Below are 18,159 nucleotides of genomic sequence, written 5' to 3' on the forward strand. Positions count from 1 at the left end.
CTTACTGTTTTTTTATAATCTTGCCATAAAGCACACTACTGTTAACCTCAGCCTTTACATAATACACAGCATCAGGAAATGACGTCAGGTCAATGTTATACGTGTCGTTTTTATCCTCAAAATACATCAGTAGCTTACCGGTTGCATCAAAAATCCCAAGGCTGTTAGCCCGTTCATTGTTACTTATGGTTACAGTAGTTTTTCCCGTGGTAGGATTTGGTGCGCAGATGAGTTTAAGCCCTGTATTTACTACCCGTTGTTCTATAATATTGTTTTGCTGTAAATTATCTGACTTACAATCTGTAACCTGAGACATTTGCAGTATAACACGGAGTAGTAATTCGTTCAGTGTTTCTACTTTATATGAGTCTGTAGAAGGCTCTATATGGTTGTTGCCTATACCGCTATGGTTAGTAAGGAACAGGTAGGTACCATTTGTTTGCAACGCCATGGCACGCATTAAATATTCAGTACTCTTATCAATACCACTGGCCGCTACAGGGATTATCCTGATACCTTTTTTGGCAGCCCTTGCGGCAAGTTTCTGTAACTTTTCTATGTTATCACCTTCACTATGCGGCGGGGCATCAAGCACAACAAAAAGCAGGCGTGCGCGGGCATCATCACTCCACCCCAGCGTATCTATTGATTTTTCAAATGCCTCGGTAGCTGCTTCCGGATAATCGCCTCCTCCTCTTGCATTCTGCTGCTTTATAAATGAAACAACATCGGGTATGGCAGGTGTCAGGTCAAAAGCCTTCAATAAATATTCATCAGCCTTATCACGGTAAAAAACACTCCCCATACGTAAATCAATATTTTTAAGGGAATCTTTGCTGCGTTTCAAAACATCATAAAGTTCTGCCTGGAGATAACTGATTTCATCTCCCATAGAACCTGTAGCATCTATCATAAAGGCAATATCAATTTTGTTAGGTGTATTGCACGGCAGGTTAGTCACATAGGTATTAATTCCTTTGTGAAATTCTTTAGGGTTATTGATTATTGTAGTCCCGTTACCATCAGTAATCTGCAATTCGTCATCAACCGATTCATTCTCATAAGCATCAGGCCTGTACCATAATTCTGCCTTTCCTGTATTATCGGTCCGGGCAGACCAAAGTTTTACGCCTTCAACATTTGTCAAATTTACTTCCTTGTTTACAACCGGATAGCCATCTTTTGTAACCAGCGAAACCGAATACCTTAACGTAGGGGATATTTGCCACTCTTTACGCCATTGTGCCAACTGGTCTTTGGTAAGGTCTTCCCAATAATCCCATTTACTGAAATCATTCACCTCCCCGGCAGTAAGCTGCCCCGGCTTTATTCCTTCCTCTTTTCTTTTATAATATTTTAGGTCATCAGCTCCCATTTTAGAAGGCACAGCTACGTCTCCTGTAGCAGGTGAAGGGCTTGCCTCGGCTGATTTTGAAGTAACTATGGCAGCCGCAGTAGCCAACTTTGGCCGGGTTCTGTCCACTTCAACTCCCGATGCTACACCCCGTATGCTTACACTTTCTTTTTTCATTGTTCCATAGCCCACAACTACAACCTCACTAAGTTCAGTAGCACTTGGGTGAAGGCTAAAATTCATTACGGTGTGTGTAATTTTTATTTCCATGGTTTGATACCCTACAAACGAAGCCACCAATACATCTCCTACTTTTGCATCAATACCATAATATCCGTCAATATCTGTTATAGTTGTTTTGGTAGTACCTTTAATTGAAATCAATACACCGGGTAAGGATAAACCGTTCTCATCCAGCACCTGCCCTATCACACTATTCTTATAGTGGTTTGAACCTTTAGCATGAGCATTTTTAGTAATTTTTTCCCGTTCTTTTGCAGCAATCGTTTCCTTGGTGTCAAATGATAAATCTACATTTTTTACTTTCGAAACTGCTGCCACTATATCTAACTTCCCCTGAAAACGTACCCTGAGCCTGTTGCCTTTTTGCCCGAGTATTTCAAAACGCCCATACGCATCAGTATACGTATAAAAGCTATTACTCAGGTTAGCTACTTCGGCTTTTGCCACAGGCTTACCTTTTTCATCATGCACAGTGCCTTTTATAACCGGCACCTGTTTACCTGTAGCGGTAGAAATAAAGCTAACCAGCAATAATAACGTTACAAAAAAATTACGGAGGTTGGTATATCTGCTCATAGTTATATCTGTTTATATTACTATAGAGGAGTAAAACGATAAAAAGGTTGGGAACAATACAAAAAAAGGAGGCTAAATAGCCTCCTTCTATAATTTAAAACCAGTTACTGGTTTATTTTCAAAGCCTTATCAGACTGTTCACGCACGGTGGCTAACAGTTGCGGGTTATCGTTAAGCGACTGCCCATAAGACGGTATCATGGCTTTAAGTTTAGCCTGCCATTCCGCGCTTTTCACCTGTGGGAAACAGCGCTCCATAACATCGAGCATTACGGTAACGGCTGTACTGGCACCCGGTGAAGCACCCAATAGCACTGCAAGCGAACCATCGGCACTGTTTATAACTTCGGTACCAAACTCAAGTTTGCCACCTGCTTTTTCATCTTTTTTAATAACCTGTACACGCTGGCCTGCGATTTCCAGTTTCCAGTCTTCCATTTTCGCCTCAGGAAGGTATTCTTTAAGCGCTTCAAGCCTGTCTTCCGGGCTTTGAGTTACCTGTTGTATAAGGTATTTTGTAAGCGGAAGGTTGTGGTAGCCCGCTGCAAGCATAGGCTTTATGTTACCCAGGTTTATAGAAGTAAACAGGTCGGCATACGAACCCTGTTTCAGGAACTTGGTACTGAACCCAGCATAAGGGCCAAACAGCAGTTCCTTTTTACCATTAATCATACGGGTATCTACGTGGGGAACCGACATAGGCGGCGCCCCTACCGAAGCCTTACCGTATACTTTGGCATTATGTTTTTGTATCAGTTCTTCATTTACGCATTTCAGCCACTGCCCGCTTACCGGGAAACCGCCGTAGCCTTTGCCTTCCGGTATGTTTGCTTTTTCAAGCAGGTGTAGCGAACCACCGCCTGCGCCTATAAACACAAACTTTGTTGCAGCCGATGTTTTATTGCCTGTGGCTACATCTTTAACTTTTATCTTCCAGCCGGTGCCGTTTCGTTTAATGTCTTTTACCTGCTTGCCGTAGTAGATGTTTACGCCCTGCTGGCTGCCCAGCCATGCAAAAAGGTTACGTGTAAGTTCGCCGAAGTTTACGTCGGTACCAATTTTCATGTTGGTAGCGGCTACAACCTCATCGGCTTTACGGCCTTCCATAACCAACGGAATCCACTGCTTCAGGGTTTCGGCATCTTCGGTATACTCCATAGCACTGAACAACGGGAATTTGCTCAGGGCTTCGTGCCTTTTCTTAAGGTAGGTTACGTTTTCGGCTCCCCACACAAAACTAAGGTGCGGTATGGGCCTTATAAAATTTTCGGGATTGTTAAGCAGGCCTTTCTGTACAAGGTACGTCCAGAATTGCTTCGACTGCTCAAACCATTCGGCAATACGTACTGCCTTTATGGTTTCTATGGTTCCGTCGTTAAGTTCGGGGGTGTAGTTAAGCTCGCAAAAAGCTGAGTGGCCTGTACCTGCATTGTTCCAGGCATCGCTGCTTTCGGCGGCAGCCACATCCAGTTTTTCATAAATATTGATTGTTACTTCAGGCATTAATTCCTTTAAAAACACACCTAAAGTTGCGCTCATAATACCGGCGCCTATAAGAACCACTTCGGGTTCTTGTTGCTTATCAGTTGACATCAGCTATTTTTTGAAAACACAAATTTACTCCGAAAACATCAAAGAATTATTATAAAAGCACGGCTTATATTAAGAAAAATATATTTTTAACAAAATTCAAAAAATTACAACTATTTTTTTTGAGATAAATAATCCTGAAGCAAAATCGTTGCGGAAATTTCATCAATAAGCCCTTTATCCTGTCTTTGTTTCTTTTTCAGGCCTCCAGCAAGCATCGCATTAAATGCTAATTTGCTTGTAAAGCGTTCGTCTACCCTTACTATTTCGATTTCAGGGAACTGCCCTGCAAAACCGGTGACGAATTTCTCAATCATATCCGCACTTTCAGATGGCAGGCCGTTCATTTGCTTAGGCTCCCCTACCACTACCGTGGCTACACTCTCTTTTTTAAAGTAGTCGGTAAGGAAAGGGAACAGCTTAGGCGTTTCTACCGTGGTAAGCCCCGAAGCTATAAGCTGTAATTCGTCGGTAACGGCTATACCCGTCCTTTTTGCACCGTAATCTATGGCAAGTATGCGTGGCATGTACTATAGTTTAAAGGTGTAAAGATACGGCTTTTACCAGCCGGTAGCGTATTTCTTTAAATCCTGCTGAAGTCTTCAATGGTTTTTTTAGCGTATTCGCGCGCCGTGGCCATAACAATCCTTTTGGCGCCTGTATTTTTCTCCAGCCCGTTTTCTTTTATAAACCTTTGCGATGCCGCCTGTAAATGGTTTTGCAGTTCGCTTATAAAAGCCTCAAGCTTAGCTCCCCCGGCCGATACGTAAAGGCTTCCGCTGAATTTTTTATGAAATGACCGGTTTACTTCAGCACACGCTTTTTCAAGTTCTTGTTTTAACAGATCAATATTAAAGCTCATGTTGTAGATGGACGTTAATTTCGGAATGTCAAAATAAACACACAATACTCCGTTGAACATTACAATATTTAACAGTAAAATAATAAAATTTTTCGTACCTGCTATTTTTATAGCAGCCTGCCGTAGTCGTCGAGGCATTTTTTGGCATGGTCACGGGCTATTTTCCTGATGCGTTTTAGCGCTTCCGTATTGCCTGTCAGCTTATTCTTATCTATGAATAACTGTTCGGCTTTTTCAAAATTGGTCTTAATCATGTCCAAAAATGTTTCCAGCCTTCCTGCGCCGTTGTAGTACTCAGTTTTATAGAGCACTGAGAGCTGTGTGATAACATCCCTGCAGGCGCAATCAAAATCTTTTTCCAGTGCATTATAATCCATAACAAATTGATTTTAGTAAGAATACAGATACTAAATTATAAGTTTTTTTAGGGCAAATCTTATAAAGAAATGCTAAGGTTGTTATAACATTTGCTAAAAAAGAAAGGGCTGCCCTTACCGGACAGCCCTAATCTCTTGGGGTATATTAAGCTTTATAGCAACCGTTTAGAATATAATACGCTTACTTACTTTACCATTTACAGTATCTACCTCTACTATAAGTACCTGCTGCTCTGCAGTAAGGGTGCTTATTTTCAGTTGGGTATTGTTGATATTGTTTTGGCTGTAAAGCTTGCGGCCACGGATGTCGTAGATGGCTACATTGTTCATCGTAACATTTACGCTGTTAATACCTATTACTTTACCTTCGGTATAAACAATCACTTTGGCAGCATCTACAACAGGGTTATCTGTACCAAGCGCCTGTGTGGTGTAAATTACATCAAAACGCTCTTCAAACGTACCTGCTTCGGTAGTAAAGGTATAATCATACTGCGTAAGGTCGCGTACTATACCTTCTGCGTTATCCCTAAGGTAAATTTTCTGTCCGTCTGCAAACAGGCCGTCCACATGGTCAAGGTTTACGGTAAAGGTACCTGCATTTGGCGCTGTAAAGCCCATAGGTACTACATCGCTTACTTCAAAGCCCGGCCTTGCCTGTATGGCAAGCGGTGTTGTTTCGGCTACTGAGTAGAATGCTACAGCATTGCCGTCTGCAAAGTTCTTAGCGTCAAAACCGTAATCAAGGCTCAGGGTAGCATCTTCAAAATAACCTACCATGGTTTGGCTTGCGGTACCGTTTTCGGCAACCATGTTCAGCCAAAGGCGTGAAGCAGTGATTGGCGCCGACTTAAAGAAGCCTTGTGAAACACCTGTTGATGGTGTACGCATGCTGTTTGTAAACGTAAGCTGAGGGTTAGTTAGCCCCGCTTTTGTTTTCACAATAAAGCCCTGTCCTTGCGAAAGTATCCAATTAAGGCTGTTACCTGTATAGAAATCAGACTGTTCAGATCCGCCACCTTCGGCAGGGTTTACTACATAACCTCCAAGGTTAATGGTAGCATAAGACGAGCTAGCGCTGTTGTTACGCTTCCTCCACAGGTAGATACCCGATGCAATGTCTATAACATTGCCATTGTTTTGTGTACCCGCTGTTACAGGGTCGGTATCGCCGTTAAAGAACTCGTTGATGTTTATTGGCGACGGGTAAGGGTTACCTACAGCGGTAAACCTTCCACCTTCTGTATTTAGCGGATAAGTTATGGTACCGTTGTTTGGCTTACCGGTAAACGAACCGTTAAAAATGTAGTTGTCAGTTCCTGCAATATACTCGGCCGGTGTAGTAACAAGGTCATTAGTAGTACCGGTTACGTCAGCGCTAAGTACATTCGGCATACGGATAAGGTAACCTTTTGCTGCTGTAAATACAGTAGTCGGGGCTACCGGAGAGTAGGCATCAAGGCCATCTACATGCAGGTACTCATAGTAACGGTTACTTGCCGTGGCCGGAGAGAACTGGCCTACAGTCCATACATCTACAGGAGAAGACCACATGGTGTAATCTAACCTGTATAGCGGGTTGCTCTTTTTGTTGATTGTAATGTTACCATTGTTAGCGTTGGCTACAGTCGCTTCACCTTGCAGTAGTGCAGCATTGTCCTGTACGGTTAGTGTACCGGCTGCGTTAACACTAAGGATATTATCTACATTAAGGGTAGCGCCAGAGTTTACAGTAAGTGTAGCACTTGCAGCTACGGTAAGGTTGTGTGCATTAGCTATACCTGTTGTAATTACAGGATCGTTAGCAGCATCAACAATAGTAACATCACTGCTGCCAAACGGCACAATGTTACCACACCAGTTACCGGCTTCGTTCCAGTTTGTACTTACAGCACCTGTCCACTCAAAGCAGCCTGAAGATACAGTAATGTTACGTGTTTCGGTTACCGGATTGTAAGTAGCATCACCTGCATTTGACGCGGTAATGGTAGCTGTGCCCGGGCCTACAATGGTTATTATACCGGCAGCATCAATAGTTACTACTGATTCATCTGAACTTGACCAGTTAACCGGAAGGCCGGCTGTGTTGCTTACTTCAAACAGGAACGGAGCCTCGCCTAATACTTTAACCGGTAGCGGGTCCGGGTCGAAAGTAAGTATCTGGTCCAGTTTGTTCACAGTATACACAAGGGTTTCGGTATCGGTGCCGTAGAAGCTTGATGCCGAAAGTATAATGTTATAAGTACCTGCCGGTGTAGTACCGTCAAATGTTATAAGGCCTGTGTTATCTACCGTAGCACCTATAGGAAGTGAAGTAACAGAAAGGTTTATTTGCGGTGTACCGGTAGCGGTTATCTGGTAGGTATCTGTGGCACCTATAGATGAACTATCGGTAAGTGCACTGGTAATTACAGGAAGTGCCGGTGCAGCAGAAACTGTACCTTTTATAGCAAGGCCATAGTTACCTGTCGATGCCGAGTAATAACCCCATCCGCCGGTAGAAGTATTTCCGCTGGCATAATACCTGAAGGTTACAGTAGTACCCGCAGGTATGTTTTGCAGGGCAGCTACACCACTAACATCTACAGAAAGTGTGGCAAATTCTCCTGTAGTAGTAACTACAGGGTTTCCTATAAATGTAAAGTTAGTACCGTCTGTACTGTATGCATAACGGTGTGTAACAGAATTACCAAAAGAAGCCGTTCCCCTGAATGACGCATCTATTGATGTTAATGATGCTACGTAGTTAGGGTCTGCTGATATTTGAAACTGGAAATAATCAGTATTCGTAAGAGCTACACCATTATTCTGGAAGCCTACTGTCCTGAATGAGTTGGCTCCGGCAGAAGCAGCTGCACCTGCACCACGCGAAAGTGTAAGTGAAGAGTCAAGATTGCTGTTCTGTATTTCAGCGGTAGAAGTAGCCAACTGTGCTTCACCTGTAAAATCCCATGCAAGGATATTAGCCACAGTGGTTGAAGCCATAACGCTAAGCCAGCCATCAGTAAGTGATGTAAAGTTGTAGTTACCAGCCGAACCACCTTGTATAGTAATAGGATACACACCTATTGGCGATGCTGTAACAGCCGTAGTAGCCGTTTCAGGCGCTGTAAAGTTAAACGCTGTAGCAGCGGTTTCACCATTTACCATTCCGTTATAGGTTATGGTTAGTGACGGGTTAACCGCTCCCTGTACTTTAGAAAGGTTATTAGCCGTAGCAGTAATATCTTTTTTGTTTACAGTACCTGTCAATGGAGTTTCAGGTTGTGTAAGCGTATAGTTAGCTGCACTGGTACCGGTAAGCACTATAGTTACCGGTTTTTCAGTACCTGCATTTGCAGTATCAAAAGTACCGCTTACGGCGTTTACTGTATCACCTTCAAGCACACCGCTAAGTACGGCACCTGTTACCTGTGCAGTAGCAGTACCGTCGTATATTTTAGTAGTTACAGCTGCATTGGTTACATCAACGGTAAGCGTAGCAGCTGTAATGTTAGCCGGATACGTTTGTACAGTAATGCTGTAATTACCTGCATCGGCACCTGCTAATGTAAATGTAGCCGATACCGGTTTGTTATTAGCTACAGCAGGGTTGTTAAATGTACCGCTTACTGTAGTTTCGGCAACGGTTACGTCGTCAGGGCTGATGATGTCTGTAGTAACAACGTAAGCATTTTGTACTGTAGTAGCTATGTTACCGTCATATACTTTAGAAACTGCTTCGGCAGCTATGGTAACTGCTTTCCTTGTAATGTCTGCATTAAGGCCTGTAGGCTGGGTGATGGTATAATTAGCACTATCGGCACCACTTAGGGTAATGGCCGCAGTAACCTCTATATCGTTAGCCACATCAGGAGATGCAAAAGTACCTATACCGTTATAAGTAACAGTATCATCTGTAACTATACCGGCAAGTGTACCGGTTACAGTGGCAGCAGTTGTACCGTCATATACCTTATTTTGTGCAGCAGCACTGTTCAGGGTAAGTGTGGCAGGTGTAATGTTACCTGAAAGTGTTTCTACAGGCTGAACAAGGTTATAGTTACCTGAAGCCGTACCCGAAAGCACAAAATCAGATACTGAAATGCCTGTACCTACAGTTTCCTGTGCGAATACCGCTGATACAGCCTGTACATCAGCTTCATCGCCGGTAACAACATCGTTAAGCGCTACCCCGCTTACTACAGCAGCGGTAGTGTTGTTATATACTTTATCTGCTACAACGGCAGCAGTAATATCGGCAGTAATATCTTTTTTGGTGATAGCAGCCGTAAGGCCTGCAGGCTGTGTAAATGTATAGTTTGCCGCATCGGCTCCGCCCAATACAAGGTTAGCCGTTACAGGCTTACCAATACCTACATTATAGTCATCAAATGTACCGCCACCGGTTACGGTAACATCGTCACCGTCGGCAATACCGGTAACACCGGTAACAGTTATCTGGGCATCTGTAGTGCGGTCGTATACTTTATCTGAAGCTGTAGCTGTTACAGTAATTCCTGCAGCTGTAATATCTGCCGAAAGCCCTGTAGGCTGCGCTACGGTATAGTTAGCAGCATCGTCACCGCTTAGTATAACAGCAGCTGTAACCTCAATATTTTGGGCAACATCCGGGCTTGCAAAAGCCCCTGTGCCCACCAAAGCAACAACATCGGTACCAATTACACCATCCAAAATACCTGTAATGGCAGCAACAGTATTTGCGTTATAAACTTTATCCTGTGCTGTAGCATTATTTACAGTAAGTTGTAGCGGGGTTATAGTACCGGTGATATCTCCCGGTTGTTCCAATACATAATTAGCAGCATCGTCACCGCTTAGTGCAAATACCGTGGTAACCGTTTTGTTTACGCCTGCATTTTTGTCTTCAAATGTACCAGTACCACTTGTAGTTACCACATCTGTACCTACAATACCTGTAAGGGTACCACTAACCTGGGCAGTAGTAGTACCGTCATAGGTTTTGGTAATTGCAGCTGCATCGTTTATGGTAAGTGTTTTAGGGTTAACCACAAGCTGTTGCTGTACCGCCTGTGCAGGGTTGTACTGGCTGTTGCCTGATTGGCTTGCAGTAATGGTTACGATACCTGCACCGGTTATGGTTACAGTATCACCTGAAACTGTTGCTATACTCTCATCAGAACTTGTATAGGTTATTTCAAGGCCCGACGTAGATGATGCATTAAGTGTAAAAGGCGCATCACCATACGTTACCGCACTAAGCGGGTCAAAGGTAATAGTCTGAAATTCCAGGCCGGTATCGTTTATATTACCCGTAAGGCCTGTAGGCTGTACCACTGTATAGTTCGCAGCATCGGCGCCATCAAGGGTATAGCCCGATACAATCACCGGTATATTGGTTGAAGGGCCGGTGCCTGTAAATGCAGCTTCAGCAGCCGAACTGTTTACAGTAACCACATCACCGTCTATAATACCTACAAGGCTTGGCGTACCTCCTATCGAAGCAACCGTATTGCCGTCGAAGTTTTTGTCATTGATAAATATACCTGTAATGGTAAGTTGTTTCTGTAATATTTCGGCAGTAAGGCCTGCAGGCTCTTGTGGATATACAAGCGTATAATTTGTATTATCTACACCATAGCCGCTTATAATGCTTACTTGTTGTGTACCGGCATCGGCAGAAACAAAGGCTGCAACAGGGCCGCCTGTTATATTAACTGTATCACCATCAAGAATACCTGATAATGTTGGTGCAACAGTAACTGTTACATCAGTAGTGCCGTCGTATATTTTATCATCGGCATCACCACCGGTTAGGGTAAGTGACTTGGCCGTACGAGTATATACAAGCGTTTGTGCAGTACCAAACCCACCACCGGCATTAGAAGCGCTGATGGCAATATTATAAGTACCCGCAGCAAGGCTTTCATCTATAGTAATAAGTCCCGAAGTTGCTGTCAGTACCATACCGGCAGGTAGTGCGCCGCTATTATAGGTAGCATTATAGCTGTTAGGAGTATTTGAAGCTGTGATTTGGTAAGTGTCTGTACTTCCGTATACCGAAGTATCGGTTAATGCACTGGTAATAGCCGGTGGCGGTACAGCCACACCTGTTCCTGAAACATTCAGGGTACGGTTAGTTACCGTAGCACCATTGGTTTCTTTGCTTACTACTACCTGTCCTGAAAGTGCACCTGAAGTTGTAGGGGCAAACTTTATATAGATGGTTTTGGTAGCTGTATTGTTTGCAAATGAAATACTGCTTGTATAGGTTCCGTTTGAAGTTTCACAAACTACCCAGTTTGTAGGGGCCTGTACTTTTATATTACTGCCTGAAATAGCACTTGGCTGTAATACGAATGACGAAGCAGCACTTGTGGCTGCCACGTTAGTGTTAGGAAAGCTTAGGGAAGTTATTGTTGCGTTATTGGAATTGGTAATGTTACCAATACCGGTAATAGTACCCGTTACAGTAAGAGCATTAATAGCAGTATAACCTGTACCGGCAGGAGTATTTCCATTGTTACATGCCGCCCTTATAACATTAACTCTTGCATTACCACCACTGGCAATGGTTTGACTTGTAGATATTGAAGGTACCGTAAAGGCGCTGCCGCTACTGGCTCCGCAACTACTGGATTTTGCACCACAAACTGTATTACCGTTTACAGTAGAAGCTCCGTTAACAAGTTGCCAGTTAACCTGGTTATAACCTTGCTCACTTCTTGAAGCTGAACCGGATACACCTGCTATAGTAACAGTAAAACCTGCAAGCGGTGCATATTGAGTAAAAAATGCCGTAGAACCATTTGCTGAAGTAGAGCAGGAACTCGGGATGTTAGTCGTAACAGTAATACCTGAGGCATTAGTACTGCTTTCTCCATTAGTACCCCGCGTTACGCTAAAGGTAACCTGCCCCCACGAGACAGTAGCCGTCAAAAAAAGCGCAAGCATTACTATGCCCCGCAACTTTTGGTGTAGAGTTTTTTTCATTGAAAGGTTTAAAAAAATTAAGTTCTGATTTCTGGTATTGAGTAACATGCAAATATTACAATCGTGTGTTACCTGGATGTAGCAACGCTGTAAAAACTTAATTACCATTATGTTAACATGTAAACAAAATGAAAAACCCTCCGTGCAAATCGGAGGGTAAAATCAGGAATAACTTAACATCTATTCAGATATTAACTTTATAAAAAAGTGCAAAATCTGCTGAAGTCCTTTAAAAGCGGGGCTTTTCGCGTTAATATTATCTTAACAAAGAGAAATGCGCCCTGAATTCTTTTATACTGCCGTCTGATGAACGGTAATTTACAGTAAACCAATAATCTGTAGCAGGTAACGGGTATCCGTTAAGGGTACCGTCCCATCCTCGGCCTGTAGGGAATATCGATGTAATCAGCTTTCCATAGCGGTCAAAAATATGGATATAAGAGTTTGACTGGCCCGATAACCCCGGTATGTTCCAGGTATCGTGCTTGCCATCATTATTTGGAGAGAAGAAACGTGGGTAATCCAATGCAAAAACAGTAATGTCTATACTGCCGCAACCGTTAACATCATTCACGGTAATAATGTGTTCGCCGGAGCTTACACCCGTAAATATTGGCGATTCCTGGAATGCACCACCATCAAGGCTAAACACATAGTCACCCGACCCTCCTACTACATTAACTGTTATAATTTGGTTCCTATGGAAATCCTGGCCCACCTCAGCCGTAGCAAGCGGCATAGACGATATACCCACAACAGCCTGTGCTGTAGCCGAACATCCGCTAACAATATTAGTAGCAGTAACGGTATAGATACCCGGTTCCATAACACTGATACTTGCCGTAGTATTAGCTAATGCAGTACCGTCTTTATCCCAAACAAAAGTATAATCGGCATTGCTAAGGCCACTATCCAGCGTTTTAGGAGCCAAAATGAGGTGGTTTATCCTGTCCTCACAAAGGTAAACATCGCGCAGGCGTGGATTAGGTAACGGATATACAGTTATAGTTTTTTGTGCAAAATCTGTACAAACTGTACCTACAGTGTAGTAAACGATTACAGTACCTGCATGTACCGGAGTTACAAGGCCGGTAGCATCTACAGTAGCTATAGCAGTATTAGAAACACTCCACACTCCACCGGTTACTGTATTGGCAAGCTGCAAAGTATCGTCTATACACACACCATTATTGCCGGTAATGGTACCAGGTGCAGGTGCAGGTGTTGGCGCAGCATTAACCACAACCGGAAGCGACACATTGGTACAACCGGCATCATTCATTACGGTTACGGTATATGTCCCTTGTGCAAGGCCTGTAAACACAGGTACCGGCTGGTAAGCGCCACCCGCACTGTAGGTGTACCCTGCCCCTACCGGGCTGGTCACTACAATTTTACCCGAAGGCACATCGCAGGTAGGCTGTGTAACTGTAAGCTGTGGTACAGCAGGCGTTGCAGGTGCATTCTTGATAAAGAAAGTTGTTGATACTGAAACGCACCCATCTGCATTTCTCACTTTTATGTTATGGTAACCCGGTGTAAGGATACCGAAGTTAACCGAAGTTTGGTAAGTACCGTTATCTACGCTATACTCTAACCCTGCCCCTACAGGCGATGTAACTACTATGCTGCCCGTGGCAGTAGTACAATCAGGATGTGTGATATTGATAAGCGGTGCCGTAGGTGTAGCAGGTGCAGCATTTATGGTTACTATGGCAGATACTGCCGTACATCCTGCTGCATTCTTTACCGTTACAGTATAAGTGTTTGCAGTAAGCGAAGCGAATGTTGGCGAATTTTGGTAAGCACCGCCGTTAAGGCTGTACTGATAGCCGGAACCTATTGGTGTAGTAACGGTTATACTTCCGGTAGCTACACTACAGGTAGGCTGTGTTACTGCAAGCACAGGTACGGTCGGTGGTGTAGGTACATTATTAATAACAATACCTGCAACTGCGGTACAGCCGGCATTGTTCTTTACTGTTACGGTATGGCTTCCTGAACCTACCGGTGCAAAAACCGTCGAACTTTGGTAAGGCCCTCCGTCAAGACTGTATTGGTATGTCGAGCCGGTTGGCGAAACCACCGTTACAGTACCGTCAGCAGTTATACAGTTAGGCTGTGTGGCACTAAGCTGTGGTGTAGCAGGCCCCGCAGGTGCAGCATTTATGGTTACACTTGAAGATATTGCCGTACATCCGACTGCATTCTTTACTGTAACAGTATACGTATTAGGCGACAATGGGCTAAATACAGGTGAATTTTGGAATGGACTGTTATTAATACTGTACTGGTACCCCGCTCCCGTAGGCGAAGTTACAGTAATACTTCCCGGAGTGTTACAATCAGGTTGGACAACGCTAAGCTGTGGTACTGCCGGCGGTGTAGGTATGGCATTTACTGTTATGCTTGCGCTTGATGTACAGTTTGCAGCATTTATTACCGTAATGGTATGACTTCCCGGAGATACCGGTTCGAATAGCGCCGAAGCCTGGTAAGGGTTTCCGTCTATACTATATTGATAACCTGCTCCTGTTGGCGAAACAACTGTAATACTGCCTGTTGTAGTAGTACATCCGGGATGTACAACACTAAACTGAGGGGCAGCTGGTGTTGCCGGGGCAGCGTTAATAGTAACACTTGATGACACCTCCGTACATCCTGCCGCATTTTGTACGGTTACGGTATAGGTACCGGCAGCAACTGTAAATACAGGCGACGTTTGGTACGGCCCATTATTTACTTTATACTGGTAGCCTGTGCCTACAGGCGAAGTAACAGTTATAGTACCCGTTGCAGTGGTACAATCAGGCTGCGCAAGGCTAAGCTGTGGCACAGCAGGTGCGGTTGGCACTGCATTTATAGTAACACTTGACGAGATCGATATACATCCTGCTGCATTTTGCACGGTTACAGTATAGGTACCGGTAGCAACTGTAAACACAGGCGACGTTTGGTACGGCTCGTTATTTACTTTATACTGGTAGCCTGTGCCCGTAGGTGACGTTACAGTTATAGTGCCTGTTGCTGTGGTACAGTCAGGCTGTGTAAGGCTAAGCTGCGGCACAGCCGGAGTAGCAGGTGCAGCATTGATAGTTACGCTTGATGACACCGCTGTACAGCCGTCTGCGTTTTGCACCGTTACAGTGTACGTACCGGCAGGAACTGTAAACACAGGCGAACTTTGGTAAGGCTCGTTATTTACTTTGTACTGGTAGCCCGTGCCTACGGGCGAAGTAACAGTTATAGTACCCGTTGCTGTAGTACAATCCGGCTGTGTAAGGCTAAGCTGCGGCACGGCCGGAGTAGCAGGAGCAGCATTGATAGTTACGCTTGATGACACCGCTGTACAGCCGTCTGCGTTTTGCACCGTTACAGTGTACGTACCGGCAGGAACTGTAAACACAGGCGAACTTTGGTAAGGCTCATTATTTACTTTGTACTGGTAGCCTGTGCCTACAGGCGAAGTAACAGTTATAGTACCCGTTGCTGTGGTACAATCAGGCTGTGTAAGGGCAAGTTGCGGCACAGCCGGGGTAACAGGTGCAGCATTGATAGTTACACTTGGTGATACCGCTGTACAACCTCCATTTTGTACTGTTACTGTATACGTACCGGCAGGAAGCGTAAATACAGGCGAACTTTGGTAAGGCTCGTTATTTACTTTATATTGGTAAGCCGCACCTGTAGGAGAAGTAACAGTTATACTTCCCATTGATGTGGTACAGTCAGGCTGTACGATATTCAATACCGGTGTAGGCAGTGTTGACGTAAAAGGGTTTATGGTTATTGTAGGACCATCTGTAAAACAGCCCGAGGCATCGTGTGCAGCAATAATGTGCGTACCCGGAGAAAGCCCCGGAAATACAGGCGACGCCTGTGGGGTACCTCCGTTATCTGTATAGGTATAACCCGCACCTAACGGACTGGTTACGGTAATCGTACCTGTTGTAGCAACACAATCAGGCTGGACAACATCAACTGTTGGGGCATCAGGGCCTGCAGGTGGGCTATTCACTACAATATCCTGGCTTACAGTAGTACAGCCGTCAGCATTTTTCACAGTTATGTGGTGTATGCCTGTACCTACTCCTGTGAAAGTAAGCGTAGATACATAAGCTCCTCCATCTAAGCTATAGGTATATGCCCCTATGGGAGATACTACCGTAATTGTACCGGTAAGTACCACACAGGTAGGTTGTATTATTGTAACTACAGGTTGCGCAGGTGCATCAGTATACGGTAGTACTGTAAAGTTATAAGCTACCGTAGTACACCCTGAAGCGTTTTTGGCAATTATAGTATGGCTGCCTTCAGGAAGGCCGGTAAATGTGGTTGTGCTTACAAAAGTACCTCCGTCCATGCTATATGTTATGCCTGCGCCTATAGGGCTGGTTACTGTAAACTGCCCGTCGGCAGTACAGGTAGCATTGGTTACTGTACCCGCAGGTGCCGCAAGAGTACCGCCTACCGTAAGCATTGCAGCATCAGTAAAAATTTCACATGTAACCGAAGTTATATAACAATAGTATTGGCTGTGATTTAAAGCTGCTGTAGCATTAGTTATGGTAAGCTGTGCTGTAGTAGCACCACTAAACGTAGCATTGTTAGTAACATTTACCCATGTACCCGATGCATCAAGCGTGCGCCACTGGTAGCTGAATCCTGTGCCGGTAACGGCAGTGGTAAACACCGCATTGGCACCTTCACACACGGTTACATCCTGCGGTTGTGTAATATCAGGGATGGCGCCTGTAGACGGGTCGGCTGTGTGCATGCCCAGGTCTGTACATGACTCTGATGTAGACATGTTCCAGTCGTTGGTAGAAAATATAAGGTTTGGCGCTACAGCATTGGGCTTACGTATCATGGTATACCCTACACCCAGCGAACTCGGCACCTGTACTTCATCAATTTGTACACCAAGCTTCCATAACTTAAATTCGTCATTGGCATTTATACCCTGCCCCATGTTAGCATCAGGAGTAATATTACATGGCGGCCCGCTATTGCCGCTGCTGTTTACGAGATACGTTTCATGTGGGCCTATTGAACCCGGTAAAATTAATGTATAGCCTCCTGTGGGTGAACCGTCTCCGACAGTGCCATAGCGTTCCAGTACGTATTCATTGTTAAACGTAACTGTATTTACTGCCGAAGGGTTGTATAATTCTATTGCACCGGGGCTGCCACTTGAGGCATCATGCAGTTCGGATATATAAATTTCCTGGCTGCCGCAAACCGACAACACAGGGGTAAACGAGCCTTCAACATTGGTAGGACACCCACCGGCTGTTATTATTATTTCATCGCCTGCTGCTGCATTATCGGGTACAAAAACAATAAGGGTTGTATCATCCACTATAGTGTAAGTAGCTGTAACGCCACCAACAGTAACGCCTGTAGTAGCACTAAAGCCGGTACCTGTAAATGTAATGCCCGTATTTGCAGGGCCGCTGGTTGGCGTAAATCCGCTTATAACGGCACCGTTACAGTTTGAAGATACGCTGCCATATAGTGTAAAGTCGTCAAGGCGTATATTCCCACCACCGGCGTTAGAAACGGTTAAAACTACGGAGACAGTCCCGGTAAGGCCGGTTACAGGGGTACTTACAGGAGTATTGCCTAATGCCGCACCTGTAGTAGTTACCGAACCGCTGCCTACTGTAGTGCCATTGATTGACATGGACCAGTTTTGCGGCCCCGAACTACTACGCCTGCTCCAAAAGTCGAAAGCAGTAATTGTAGCTGCATAGCCTGAGGCGACATTAAATGTTAAGGTTAAGGTAGAACTACCCGCCGGGGTACTTACCATTATGGCCTGGCCGGTGGCTCCGGTGTTGCTTGTCCAGTTGCCTATACTGTTCGTCCAGGATGAGGTGTTAAGGTTTGCATTTAGTATGGATGGCGCCACATTATAAGGATATGCGCTTATGGTTGTGGTACCAAATTCGTGCTTGTAAATCTGCCCTTGGGATAGTGCGCAGATAAAGAAAAACAACAGGAATAAATAAGTTTTGATAGCAGTTTTTTGTCTAATGTTCATCTTTCATTTACGATCGGAGTTAGCAGGCCGAAGTTATAAGTTATTGCAATATAGCACATTTACTAAACATTAAATAATAATTTCGCATTTGTGAATATATTGTTAAAAACAAAAAGCCGGAGCCATACCCTACGTACAGCCCCGGCTTTTTTATGCTT

Annotated in this window: 7 protein-coding genes; all 7 read right to left on the reverse strand. The window is 44.4% G+C overall.

All coding sequences use genetic code 11. The features are described from left to right. Nucleotide 1 precedes the first annotated feature (1 nt). The 7 genes from ACZIX4_RS18455 to ACZIX4_RS18485 all read right to left on the reverse strand — a co-directional run bounded on the left by ACZIX4_RS18455 (nt 2) and on the right by ACZIX4_RS18485 (nt 18,001). Entirely contained in the window at nt 2-2,173 is a 2,172-nt protein-coding gene (locus tag ACZIX4_RS18455; protein ID WP_463337126.1) for a carboxypeptidase-like regulatory domain-containing protein, read from the reverse strand. A gap of 104 nt (nt 2,174-2,277) precedes the next feature. Further along, nucleotides 2,278-3,765 (reverse strand): malate:quinone oxidoreductase, encoded by a 1,488-nt coding sequence (locus tag ACZIX4_RS18460; RefSeq protein ID WP_463337127.1) that lies wholly within the window; start codon nt 3,763-3,765, stop codon nt 2,278-2,280. Between the two features lie 110 nt (nt 3,766-3,875). Further along, nucleotides 3,876-4,289 (reverse strand): Holliday junction resolvase RuvX, encoded by a 414-nt coding sequence (gene ruvX / locus ACZIX4_RS18465; protein ID WP_463337128.1) that lies wholly within the window; start codon nt 4,287-4,289, stop codon nt 3,876-3,878. Between the two features lie 56 nt (nt 4,290-4,345). Then, entirely contained in the window at nt 4,346-4,624 is a 279-nt protein-coding gene (locus tag ACZIX4_RS18470; RefSeq protein ID WP_463337129.1) for a hypothetical protein, read from the reverse strand. A 107-nt stretch (nt 4,625-4,731) separates the two neighbouring features. Continuing rightward, entirely contained in the window at nt 4,732-5,001 is a 270-nt protein-coding gene (locus ACZIX4_RS18475; RefSeq protein WP_463337130.1) for a hypothetical protein, read from the reverse strand. Nucleotides 5,002-5,166: 165 nt separating this feature from the next. Beyond that, nucleotides 5,167-11,955 (reverse strand): beta strand repeat-containing protein, encoded by a 6,789-nt coding sequence (locus ACZIX4_RS18480; RefSeq protein WP_463337131.1) that lies wholly within the window; start codon nt 11,953-11,955, stop codon nt 5,167-5,169. A gap of 256 nt (nt 11,956-12,211) precedes the next feature. Beyond that, complete coding sequence (locus tag ACZIX4_RS18485) at nt 12,212-18,001, reverse strand: T9SS type B sorting domain-containing protein (RefSeq protein ID WP_463337132.1); 5,790 nt, start codon at nt 17,999-18,001, stop codon at nt 12,212-12,214. Nucleotides 18,002-18,159 lie beyond the last annotated feature (158 nt).

This window comes from Flavobacterium niveum, from assembly GCF_055231775.1.

Bases quoted from the DNA above. Each gene is read 5' to 3' on its own strand.
- ACZIX4_RS18455 (WP_463337126.1), bottom strand. From the start codon at position 2,173: ATGAGCAGATATACCAACCTCCGTAATTTTTTTGTAACGTTATTATTG.
- ACZIX4_RS18460 (WP_463337127.1), bottom strand. From the start codon at position 3,765: ATGTCAACTGATAAGCAACAAGAACCCGAAGTGGTTCTTATAGGCGCC.
- ruvX (WP_463337128.1), bottom strand. From the start codon at position 4,289: ATGCCACGCATACTTGCCATAGATTACGGTGCAAAAAGGACGGGTATA.
- ACZIX4_RS18470 (WP_463337129.1), bottom strand. From the start codon at position 4,624: ATGAGCTTTAATATTGATCTGTTAAAACAAGAACTTGAAAAAGCGTGT.
- ACZIX4_RS18475 (WP_463337130.1), bottom strand. From the start codon at position 5,001: ATGGATTATAATGCACTGGAAAAAGATTTTGATTGCGCCTGCAGGGAT.
- ACZIX4_RS18480 (WP_463337131.1), bottom strand. From the start codon at position 11,955: ATGAAAAAAACTCTACACCAAAAGTTGCGGGGCATAGTAATGCTTGCG.
- ACZIX4_RS18485 (WP_463337132.1), bottom strand. From the start codon at position 18,001: ATGAACATTAGACAAAAAACTGCTATCAAAACTTATTTATTCCTGTTG.